We start from the raw sequence: 10420 nt of genomic DNA on the forward strand, positions 1-10420 counted from the left end.
GGGCGCTTTACGCCCTCTAGGCGCCCACGCTTTCAAAGAGGAAAAGCCCCAGCAGGAAGCCCAAGCCCCCCCATGGGCAGGGTCACCCCTTCTTGGTCCAGCGCCCGCTGTCCCGGGAGCGGTACTTCTCCATGGCCCTGAGGAAGGCCTCCTCGAGGTCAATCCCCTCCCGGTTGGCCAGGGAGATGAGGACGAAGAGGAGGTCGGCGAGCTCCTCGGCGAGGTCCCCTTCCTCCTCCCCCGGCTTCGGCCTCTTGCCGTGGCGGTGGGCCAGGACCCGGGCCACCTCCCCAAGCTCTTCCGTGAGGCGGGCCAGCATGAGGAGGGGAGGGAAGTAGCCCTCCTGGAAGGAGGAGATCCAGGCGTCCACCCTTTCTTGGGCCTCCTTGAAGGTGAGCACGGCTACACCCCCGCCACGAAGGCGGCGAGGAGGCGCACCGCCCGCTCCACGTCCTTGAGGTCCACCATCTCCACGGGGGAGTGCATGTAGCGCAAGGGGATGGAGACGATCCCCGTGGGGACGCCCTCCCGCACCTTGGCCACCTCGTCGGCGTCGGTGCCGGACCAGCGCCCGTGGGCGTGGAGGGTGTAGGGGAGGCCCTCCCGCTCCGCCGCCTGCCTCAGGCCCCGGAAGACCTCCTTGTCCACGAAGGGGCCGATGTCCAGGACCACCCCCCGGCCGAGCTCCGCCTCCCCCACCTGGGCCTTGTCCATGCCCGGGGTGGCGCTGTCGTGGTGCACGTCCACCACCAGGGCCAGGTCGGGGTTTTCCCGGAAGGCGGCGGTCCTCGCCCCGTAGGCCCCGATCTCCTCCTGCACCGAGCCCACGGCCACCACCTCGGCGGAGGTCCTGCCCTCGAGGAGCCTCAGGGCCTCCAGCACCACGAAGGCCCCAAGGCGGTTGTCCAGGGCCTTGGAGACGAGCCTCTCGCCCAAAAGCCGCCTTGGGGCCTGGTCCAAGACCCCTACCGCCCCCACCTCGAGGTGCTCCAGGGCCTCCTCCCGGCTCCCCGCCCCGATGTCGGCGAAGAGCTCGGAGAGCTCCACCGCCTTCTTCCGCTCCCCCTCCTTCAGCACGTGGATGGCCTTCCGGCCCACCACCCCGAGCACGTGCCCCCGCTTGCCCAAGAAGCGCAGGCGCTGGCCCACCAGGACCTGGGGGTCCCAGCCCCCGAGGGGCTTGAGGCGCAGGAAGCCCTTCTCCTCCACGTGGCTCACGATGACCCCGATCTCGTCCAGGTGCCCGAGGAGGAGGACCTTGGGCTTCCCCCCGGGGTGGATGCGGGCGTAGGCGTTGCCGTGCCGGTCCCGTTCCGCCTGGGCGAAGGCGCGGGCCCGTTCCAGGAAGACCTCGGCCGCCTCCTCCTCAAAGCCCGAGGGCCCCACGGCGAGGAGGAGCCTTTCCAGAAACTCCAGGTCGGGCGCGTAGTCCATGCCCCAAGCTTACAATGCCCCCATGAGGTCCTTAGCCCTCATCGCCCACGACGCCAAGAAGGAGGAGATGGTGGCCTTCTGCCAGCGGCACCGGGATCTCCTCTCCCGCTTTCCCCTCCTCGCCACCGGGACCACGGGGAAGCGCATCGCGGAGGCCACGGGGCTTTCCGTGGAGCGGGTCCTCTCGGGGCCCTTGGGGGGCGACCAGCAAATCGGGGCCCGGGTGGCGGAGGGCCGGGTCCTGGCGGTGATCTTCCTGCAGGACCCCCTCACGGCCAAGCCCCACGAGCCCGACATCCAGGCCCTGATGCGGGTGTGCAACGTGCACGGGGTGCCCCTGGCCACCAACCTGGCCGCCGCCGAGGCCCTTTTGGCCTGGCTCGGCTCCTTGGCCTAGAGGGCCCTGCGGTAGGCCAGGGCCTCGGCCACGTGGGCCTCCTCCACCCTTTCCGCCCCCTGGAGGTCGGCCACGGTGCGGGCCACCCGGAGGAGGCGGTCGTAGCTTCGGGCGGAGAGGAGCATCCGCTTGGCCGCGGCCTGGAGGAGGGCCTCGGCCTCGGGGGTGAGGCGGGCGTGCTCCCTTAGGGCCCTTCCGGATAGCTCCCCGTTGGGGCGGCCCTGGCGGGCGAGCATCCGCTCCCGGGCCCTTAGGACCCGCTCCCGCACCGCCTCCGTGCCCTCCCCTTCCGGGGCGCGGGCGAGCTCCAGGGAGGTGAGGCGGGGCACCTCCACCACCAGGTCAAAGCGGTCCAGGAGGGGCCCCGAGATGCGGCCCGCGTAGCGCCGCACCGCCTGGGGGGTGCAGGTGCAGGCCCTTTCCGGGTCCCCGTGCCAGCCGCAGGGGCAGGGGTTCATGGCCGCCACCAGGAGGAAGCGGGCGGGGAAGGTGAGGCTCGCCCGGGCCCGGGCGATGGTCACCACCCCGTCCTCCAGGGGCTGGCGCAGGGCCTCGAGGGCCTCCCGGGAAAACTCCGGGAACTCGTCCAGGAAGAGGACCCCCCGGTGGGCCAGGGAGACCTCCCCCGGCTTGGGGATGGCCCCGCCCCCGATGAGCCCGGCGTAGCTCACCGTGTGGTGGGGGGCGCGGAAAGGGGGGTTCCTCAGGAGGCCCCGGACGGGTTGCCCCGCCGCCGAGTGGATGCGGGTCACCTCCAGGGCGGCCTCCCGGGAAAGGGGCGGGAGGAGGAAGGGAAGGCGCCTCGCCAGCATGGTCTTCCCCGAGCCCGGGCTTCCCACCATGAGGAGGTGGTGGTACCCGGCGGCGGCGATCTCCAGGGCCCGCTTGGCCTTGGCCTGGCCTTTCACGTCCCGGAGGTCCAGGACCTCGAGGGCCTCCAAGGGGTCCTCGGGCTCGGCCCTATCCAGGGCCTCCTCGCCCTTCAGGAAGGCCACGGCTTCCTGGAGGCTTTTCGCCCCGAAGACCTCCACCCCCTCCACCAGGGCCGCCTCCTTGGCGCTCTCCTCGGGAAGGAGGAGCTTCTTCCCCTCGGCCAAGGCCCCCAGGGCCAGGTTCACCGCTCCCGGAATAGGCCTCAAGCTCCCGTCCAGGCCGAGTTCCCCCGCGAGGGCGAAAGGCGAGAGGGCCTCGAGGGGCACCACCCCTTGCGCGGCCAGGAGGCCCAGGGCGATGGGCAGGTCAAACTGGCTCCCCTCCTTCCGGAGCTCCGCCGGGGCCAGGTTCACCACCACCCGGGCCTGGGGGTAGGGGAAGCCCGCGTTCTTCAGGGCGGCCCGGACCCTCTCCCGGCTCTCCTCCACCGCCTTGTCGGGGAGGCCCACCAGGGCGTAGGTGGGAAGGCCGGGGCTTACGTCCACCTCCACGGTGACGGGAACCGCGTCCAGGCCGAAAAGGGCGTAGCTCCGCACCTGGGCCAGCATGGAGGGAGTTTACCACAAACTTGTTAGTTTTCGGGGATGAGGGGGCTAAGCTAACACGCCAGATGAAGGGTAACCTTTAGGCTTTGGATGGACCTATAATGGTCGGAGGTGAAGGGGAGCCACAAGAAGGCATATAACAAAATCCGCCGGGCCCTGGAGGAGCGGCGCGCCCTTTTGGACCGCTTTGGCGGAATGAAACTGGACCTTATCCAGGTGGCTAACGAAGAGTGGTTGTACATGCTCCAGGAGGACACCCGCCACTCCTTGGCCATAGAAGGGTATTTCGCCGATGAGCGGGAGTTGCGCCAGGTGCTTAGGGGCCGAAAAGGGTCCGCGGAGGTTTTTAACTACTTTCGCACCGCTCAGTTCGTGTACGAGCAGGCGCTCCAGGACGCTCAGGAGGGGGTTTGGCACCTGGATTTGGCTTTTATCAACAACATCCACGGCCAGCTCTTTAGGGAAACACACCTGGAGCGGGAGCGGGGTAGACCTGCGGACGGGTTAGAGCGCCGCATCCAAGGAGCCAAGGTCATCCCTCCCCTCGAGGCCACGGAGTACCTCAGGGCCTTTGTACGGGTGGCCCGGCTCCTTCTGGAAGAACGGGAGTTCCTGGAAGCCATAGCGAAAATCCACACCCTTTTTGAGGCTATTCACCCTTATCGGGATGGAAATGGGAGGGTAGGCCGCCTGCTCCTCAACTATTTGGTCATCCACCAGGGCTTTCCCCCTTTGGTAGTTAAGGGGTTGAACGAGGCGGACCGGAAGCGGTACTACCAGGCCCTGGAGGGGGCGGATCGGGGGTTGCAAGCTGGTTTTCCCCCTCCCGATCCCCAGGCCCTCATCCGGTCTTTGGACCAGGGGGATTGGGTTGCCCTGGCCTCGCTTTTAGGGGAGTCCCTCCTGGCCCGGCTGGAAAAGGCTGTTGCCTTAGCCCTGATGCAGTGGCAAGACTTGAAGCCCCTGGATGGGGTGGCGCAAGATCTGGGCGTGCCTCGGCCCCAGCTTTACGTGTGGGTCAACCGGGGTCGGCTTCTGGTGTACCGCTCTGGTCGGCAGAAGCGGCCTTTTTCCCACCCTTGGCTTTTCTTGGGCACAAGGGAGCGGCCAGCGGTTCTGCCTTCCCAGCTCCCCCCTCCCCGGCCTGACTGGCGGGAGCGGGTGGCTGAACTGCAGCGGCTTCTCTTTCACCCAGACCTTTGAAGGAGGGGCAGGTAGAGGATTAGGGCCAGGAGGAGGAGGGCGAGGAGCCCGCCGAAGGCCAGGGCGTACCCCAAGGCCCCCACCGCCACCCCGAGGCCCCACTGGAGGAGGAAGGTGCCCCCGATGCCGAAGAGGTTCACCAAGGTGGTGCCCCGGCCCACCAGGTGGACCGCCACCAGCTCCCGGGCCTGGGTGAGGGTGAGGATGTTGAAGGCCCCGAAGAAACCGAGGAGGGCGTAGGCCGGGGCGAGGAGCTTGAGGAGGAGGAGAAGAAGGCCCAGGGCGAAGAGGAGGGCCGAAGCGAGGAGGACCCGGGCCGTGCCCAAGCGGTCCGCCAGGTAGCCCGAGGCGAGAAACCCCAGGACCGCAAGCCCCGAGTAGAGGAAGAGGAGGTTCCCAACCTCCAGGGCCTCGAGGCCCAGGTGGTAGGCGTAGGCCCCGGCCCAAAGCGTCTGCAGGGAGAGAAACCCTCCGGCGAAGGCGAAGGCCAAGAAGGCCACCCGGAGGAGCTTCCCGTTGCGGAGGACCTCCCGGAGGCCTCCCGGGCCCCCGTCCTTGGGCCAGGCCACCCCAGGCGGGGCGTTCCGCACCCCCAGGTAGAGGGCGAGGGCCACCAGGGCCACCACAAAAGCCCCTAGGAGGAACACCCCCCGCCAGCCCACCGCTTCCTTGAGGAGGGCGAGGGGGGTGGCGGCCAGGAGCCCCCCCGTGGCCCCGAGGCCCACGAGGAGGGTGGAGACCGTGGCGTAGTTCTTGGGAAACCACAGGCTGAAGGCCCTCATGGAGCCCATGAGGGCCGCGGCCATCCCCACCCCGATGAGGGCCCGCCCCAGGGCGAGGAGAGCGAAGCTTTGCGCCAGGCCGAAGACCAGGCTCCCCAAGGCGGCCACCAGGAGGAGGCTCGGCGTGACCAGGCGGGGCCCCAGGCGGTCCAAGAGACCTCCCAAGGGGAGTTGCACCGAGGCGAAGGCCAGGTAGAAGAGGCTCGTCATGAAACCCAGCTCCGCCGGCCCCAAACCCAGCTCCTGGGAGAGGTCCTTGGCGAGCACCGCGTTCGCCGAACGGTAGAAGTAGGAGAGGAAATACCCCAAGGTGAAGAGAAGGAAAACCCGGACCGCCATATCACCTCCGGTTCAGGGCCACGCCCAGGAGAATCATAAGCCCGCCTAGGAAGGCCTCGGGTCTCAGGGGCTCCCCCGCCAAGGGCCAGGCGAAGAGGGCCCCGCTTAAGGGCTCCAGCATGGCCACCAGGGTGGCGGTGCGGGCGGGGAGGGTCCGCACCCCCAGGAGGAAAAGGCTGAAGGGGACCACCGTGCCCAGGGTGACCAGGTAGGCCACCGCCCCCCACTGGGCGGGGGCCAGGGCCCGCACCTCCCCCAGGTGGAGGAGGAGGAAGGGGAGGGAGAGGAGGGCCCCCACCCCCGTGGCCACCCCCAGGGCCACGAGGGGCGGGGTCTTCAGGCCGTGGGCGAAGGCGGCGTAGAGGGCGAAGGAGAGGGCGGAGAGGAGGCCGAAGGCGAGGCCCAAGGGCCCCCCTTGGAGACCCCCAGGCCCCACCACCAGGAGGTAGGCCCCAAGGAGGGCAAGCCCCACCCCCAAAAGGGCCCTCCCGGGAAGCCTCTCTCCCCTGAGGAGGGCGTGGAGGGTGAGGAGGGCGGGGGCCAAGTACTGGAGGAAGATCCCCGTGGCCACCGTGGTGGCGTGGATGGCCAGGTAGTAAAAGGCCTGGGCCCCGGAAAGGGCGAGGCCCACCCCAAGAAGCCTCCTTCCTTCCGCGGGGTGGGGCGGGCGGGCGAGGACGAGGGGCAGGAGGAGGAGGAAGCCCAGTAGGAAACGGAGGGGGATGAGGACCTCCGGGGGGATCTCCCGCATGAACCGCCCCGCCAGGGCCCCTCCCAGGCCCCAAAGCAGGGCGGCCAGGGCCACGGGGATCACCGCCTACCCCCCACCACGGCCAGGGCCACCCCCAGGAGGAGGACCAAGGCCCCCAGGAGCACCTTCACCCCGGGAAGCTCTCCGAAGAGGAGGAAGGCCAGGAGGCTCGCCCCCACCGGCTCAAAGAGGATGGCCAGGGTCACCAGGACCGGGGGGATGTGCCGGGTGGCCCAGTTGAAGCTGGTGTGGCCCACGAGCTGGGGCAGGAGGGCCATGAGGAGGAGGTAGAGGTACACGGGCCAGGGATACCCCCCGTACCCCCCGCCGAAGAGGTAGGGCAGGGGAAGCAAGAGGAGGGCCGCCGCGGTGTAGGCCACCCGCACGTAGTCCAGAAGGGAAAGCCCCCGCCTCTGCGCCTCCCGCCCCAGAAGGAGGTAAAGGGAAGCAGCCCAGGCCCCAAGCACCGCCAAGGCGTCCCCCAGGAGGGGGTTGGCGCCCCCGCTTCCTTCCGCGTCCCCCAGGCCGATGAGAAGCCCCCCGAGGAGGGCCACCCCTACCCCGAGGAGGGTGAAGAAGGAGGGCCTTTCCCGGAAGAAGAGCCAGCCCAGGAGGGTGATCCAAATGGGGTTGGTGGTGACGAGGGCGGTGCTCGCCGCCACGGAGGTGTAGGAAAGGGAGGTAATCCAGAAGGCGAAGTGGAGGGCGAGGAAGACCCCGGCGCCCACGGCCCAGGGGAGCCCGGCCCGGTCTTCCAGGGGCCTGCCCCAGCCCGGGGCCAGGAGGAGGGCGGCCAGGGCCATCCTTCCTGCGCTCATCACCAGGCTGAACGCGAGGCTTCGGTCCCCCGAGGCGGCCAAGGCCAGGCGCACCAGGATGCTCCCGAAGCTGATGGCCAGGATCCCCAAGAGGAGCACGGCGGCGATCTTTAGGCCGGAAGGCCGCATGGCGGCATTCTGCCATAGGACCGGGGGGGTGACCAGGGGGTCAGGCCACCTCCAGGGGCAAATGCCCGGGGACTCGCTGGTATACTGGCGCGGAAGGAGGTTCTATGGCGACCATCGCCGTTCCTAAAGAAAGGGCACCGGGGGAGCGCAGGGTGGCCCTGGTGCCCGAGGTGGTGGCCCGCCTGGTCAAGCAGGGGGCCAGGGTGCGGGTGGAAAGAGGGGCAGGGGAGGGGGCCTACTACCCCGACGAGGCTTACCAGGAGGCCGGGGCCGAGCTTGCGGAGCGAGGAGATCTCCTAAAGGGCGCGAATCTCCTCTTTACTGTTCAGCCTCCTTCGGAGGACCTGATTCGGGCCTTGGAGCCTGGGGCCATCGTGGTGGGCTTTGTGCAGGCCCACAAGAACGTGGAGCTGGTGAGGGCTTTGGCCGCCCAAAAGGCCACGGTGATCGCCATGGAGCTCATCCCCCGCATCACCCGGGCCCAGAGCATGGACGCCCTCTCCAGCCAGGCCACGGTGGCGGGGTACCTGGCGGCCATCCACGCGGCGAGGCTCTCTCCCCGCTTCTTCCCCATGCTCACCACGGCGGCGGGCACCATCCGCCCCGCCAAGGTGATGGTCATGGGGGTGGGGGTGGCGGGGCTCATGGCCATCGCCACCGCCAAGCGGCTGGGGGCCCAGGTCTACGCCTACGACGTGCGCAAAGCCGCCCTGGAGCAGGCCCTCTCCCTGGGGGCCAAGCCTATTGAGCTCCCCATCAGCGCCGAGGGGGAGGGGGGCTACGCCCGCGAGCTCACCGAGGAGGAGAAGCGCATCCAGCACGAGGCCCTGCGCGACCACGTGGCGGGGATGGACGTCCTCATCACCACGGCCCAGGTGCCGGGCCGCCGCGCCCCCATCCTCCTCACCGAGGACATGGTGGAGCGCTTGAAGCCCGGGACGGTGGTGGTGGACCTGGCGGCGGAGTCTGGGGGTAACTGCGTCTTGACCCAGCCGGGCGAGGTGGTGGAGGTGCGGGGGGTACGGGTCTATGGACCTCTCAACCTCCCGAGCGAGCTTTCCGTGCACGCCTCGGAGATGTACGCCAAGAACCTTCTCAACCTTTCTAGCCTGCTTATGGAGAAGGGGGAGTTCGCCCCCAAGTGGGAGGACGAGATCGTCCAGGCCGCCCTCCTCATGAAGGAGGGCGAGGTCCTGCACGGGCCCACCAAGGCCCTGTTGGGAGGTGCGTGATGGAGTTTGGCTTCTGGTCGGCGCTTTACATCTTCGTGCTCACCGCCTTCTTGGGCTACGAGCTCATCACCCGGGTGCCCGTGATCCTCCACACCCCCTTGATGTCGGGCTCCAACTTCATCCACGGCGTGGTGGTGGTGGGAGCCATGGTGGTCCTGGGCCACGCGGAGACCGGCCTGGAGAAGCTCATCGGCTTCCTGGGGGTGGTCCTGGGGGCGGCCAACGCCGCCGGGGGTTACGCGGTCACGGTGCGCATGCTGGAGATGTTTGAAAAGAAGCCCGGCAAGGGGGGTGGTCAGTGATGGACCTCATCCAGGCGGCTTACTTCGTGGTGGCCATCCTCTTCATCGTGGGTCTGAAGCGCATGGCCCACCCTACCACCGCCAAAAGCGGCATCGTCTGGGCGGGCTGGGGCATGGTCCTGGCCGTGCTCGCCACCTTCTTCTGGCCGGGGATGGGGAACCTCGCCCTCATGCTCCTCGCCCTCCTCCTGGGCTCGGCGGTGGCCTGGTGGGCGGCGGTGCGGGTGGCCATGACGGACATGCCCCAGATGGTGGCCATCTACAACGGCATGGGTGGGGGCGCCGCCGCCACCATCGCCGCCGTGGAGCTTTTGAAGGGCGCCTTTGAGAACGCGGGGCTCATGGCCCTGGCCATCCTGGGCGGCCTCATCGGGAGCGTGGCCTTCACGGGAAGCCTCGTCGCCTTCGCCAAGCTCCAGGGGATCATGCGAAGCCGCCCCATCCTCTTCCCTGGGCAGAGGGTGCTGAACGCCCTGGTCCTGGCCCTCACCCTGGTGCTGGGGCTTTCTCTCCTCTGGAACGACGCCACGGCGAGCATCGTCCTCTTCTTCCTCCTGGCCCTCCTCTTCGGCGTTCTCATGACCCTCCCCATCGGCGGCGGCGACATGCCCGTGGCCATCTCCTTCTATAACGCCTTCACCGGGATGGCCGTGGGCTTTGAGGGCTTCGCCGTGGGGAACCCGGCCCTCATGGTGGCGGGCACCCTGGTGGGGGCGGCGGGTACGCTCCTCACGGTGCTCATGGCGAGGGCCATGAACCGCTCGGTCTGGAGCGTCCTGGTGGGGGGCTTCGGCGTGGAGCAGGAGGCGGGGGAGGTCAAGGGGAGCCTCAAGCCCATTGACGTGGAAGATGCCGCCGTAATGCTGGCCTACGCGAACAAGGTGGTCTTCGTTCCCGGCTACGGCATGGCCCTCTCCCAGGCGCAACACAAGCTGAAGGAGCTTGCGGACCTCCTCGAGGCCCGCGGCGTGGAGGTCAAGTTCGCCATCCACCCGGTGGCCGGGCGGATGCCGGGGCACATGAACGTCCTCCTGGCCGAGGCCGGGGTGGACTACGACAAGCTCAAGGACCTCGAGGAGATCAACCCCGAGTTCCCCACGGTGGACGTGGCCGTGGTCATCGGGGCGAACGACGTGGTGAACCCCGCCGCCCGCCGCCCGGGAAGCCCCCTCTACGGCATGCCCATCCTGGACGTGGACAAGGCCAAGAACGTCATCGTGGTCAAGCGGGGCCAGGGGAAGGGCTTCGCCGGGGTGGAGAACGAGCTCTTCTACGCCGACAACACGAGGATGCTCTACGGGGACGCGCAGAAGGTCCTCACCGAACTGGCCCAGACCCTGAAGAAGCTCTAAGTAATCTCGCCCTCTTGTCGGCCTCACCGCAAGCAGGCCTTGCGGTGGGGTTTTCCCCTGGGGTTTCTGGGCTTGCCTTGCAAAGATTGGGGCGACGGGTGTATATCTCCCTCCTGATAGGCAAGAGAGGCTTTGCTTGCAGGGAACCAAGCCCCAAGGAGGTGCTCGCCCACGGCCTACGCCTGGCCCAAGAGGTGGCTCCA

11 protein-coding genes are annotated in these 10420 nt (G+C 68.6%); 5 read left to right on the top strand and 6 right to left on the bottom strand.

Annotated features, from left to right (window positions below; translation table 11 throughout):
* Positions 1–82: 82 nt before the first annotated feature.
* Both AC01Y6_RS07975 and AC01Y6_RS07980 read right to left on the bottom strand, forming a co-directional pair.
* Complete coding sequence (locus AC01Y6_RS07975; RefSeq protein ID WP_347240144.1) at positions 83–400, bottom strand: nucleotide pyrophosphohydrolase; 318 nt, start codon at positions 398–400, stop codon at positions 83–85.
* A 2-nt stretch (positions 401–402) separates the two neighbouring features.
* Positions 403–1434 (bottom strand): M42 family metallopeptidase, encoded by a 1032-nt coding sequence (locus AC01Y6_RS07980; protein ID WP_476671023.1) that lies wholly within the window; start codon positions 1432–1434, stop codon positions 403–405.
* A gap of 22 nt (positions 1435–1456) precedes the next feature.
* Here AC01Y6_RS07980 and mgsA point away from each other — a divergent pair, with 22 nt between their 5' ends.
* Entirely contained in the window at positions 1457–1831 is a 375-nt protein-coding gene (gene mgsA, locus AC01Y6_RS07985; RefSeq protein ID WP_428722247.1) for a methylglyoxal synthase, read from the top strand.
* Here the strand turns inward: mgsA and AC01Y6_RS07990 are convergent.
* Positions 1828–3312 carry a YifB family Mg chelatase-like AAA ATPase gene (locus tag AC01Y6_RS07990; protein ID WP_476671024.1) on the bottom strand — a complete coding sequence of 495 codons (1485 nt, stop codon included), beginning with the start codon at positions 3310–3312 and terminating at the stop codon, positions 1828–1830. The two genes, mgsA and AC01Y6_RS07990, sit on opposite strands and share 4 nt — an antisense overlap.
* A gap of 192 nt (positions 3313–3504) precedes the next feature.
* On the opposite strand from AC01Y6_RS07990, the gene AC01Y6_RS07995 reads away from it, so the two are divergent.
* Positions 3505–4512 carry a Fic family protein gene (locus tag AC01Y6_RS07995; protein ID WP_347240139.1) on the top strand — a complete coding sequence of 336 codons (1008 nt, stop codon included), beginning with the start codon at positions 3505–3507 and terminating at the stop codon, positions 4510–4512.
* On the opposite strand, the gene AC01Y6_RS08000 is transcribed toward AC01Y6_RS07995, so the two are convergent.
* Genes AC01Y6_RS08000 through AC01Y6_RS08010 form a run of 3 tightly spaced genes read right to left on the bottom strand, consistent with a single transcriptional unit; the run spans position 4497 to position 7331 of the window.
* On the bottom strand, positions 4497–5633 hold the full coding sequence (locus AC01Y6_RS08000; protein ID WP_476671027.1) for an MFS transporter: 1137 nt from the start codon (positions 5631–5633) through the stop codon (positions 4497–4499). The two genes, AC01Y6_RS07995 and AC01Y6_RS08000, sit on opposite strands and share 16 nt — an antisense overlap.
* Before the next feature lies 1 nt (position 5634).
* Complete coding sequence (locus AC01Y6_RS08005; protein WP_476671029.1) at positions 5635–6447, bottom strand: DMT family transporter; 813 nt, start codon at positions 6445–6447, stop codon at positions 5635–5637.
* Positions 6444–7331, bottom strand: a complete 888-nt coding sequence (locus AC01Y6_RS08010) for a DMT family transporter (protein WP_476671031.1) — start codon at positions 7329–7331, stop codon at positions 6444–6446. The genes AC01Y6_RS08005 and AC01Y6_RS08010 overlap by 4 nt, the downstream gene beginning before the upstream one ends.
* Positions 7332–7435: 104 nt before the next feature.
* Here AC01Y6_RS08010 and AC01Y6_RS08015 point away from each other — a divergent pair, with 104 nt between their 5' ends.
* Genes AC01Y6_RS08015 through AC01Y6_RS08025 form a run of 3 tightly spaced genes read left to right on the top strand, consistent with a single transcriptional unit; the run spans position 7436 to position 10217 of the window.
* Complete coding sequence (locus AC01Y6_RS08015) at positions 7436–8563, top strand: NAD(P) transhydrogenase subunit alpha (RefSeq protein ID WP_428716167.1); 1128 nt, start codon at positions 7436–7438, stop codon at positions 8561–8563.
* Positions 8563–8865, top strand: coding sequence for a proton-translocating transhydrogenase family protein (locus tag AC01Y6_RS08020; protein WP_234506362.1), 303 nt, complete (start codon positions 8563–8565; stop codon positions 8863–8865). The genes AC01Y6_RS08015 and AC01Y6_RS08020 overlap by 1 nt, the downstream gene beginning before the upstream one ends.
* The gene (locus tag AC01Y6_RS08025; RefSeq protein WP_347240134.1) at positions 8865–10217 is read left to right on the top strand and encodes an NAD(P)(+) transhydrogenase (Re/Si-specific) subunit beta; all 1353 of its coding nucleotides are present in this window, start codon (positions 8865–8867) and stop codon (positions 10215–10217) included. Before AC01Y6_RS08020 ends, AC01Y6_RS08025 begins: the two co-directional genes overlap by 1 nt.
* Positions 10218–10420: the final 203 nt, after the last annotated feature.

The organism is Thermus sp., assembly GCF_056332225.1.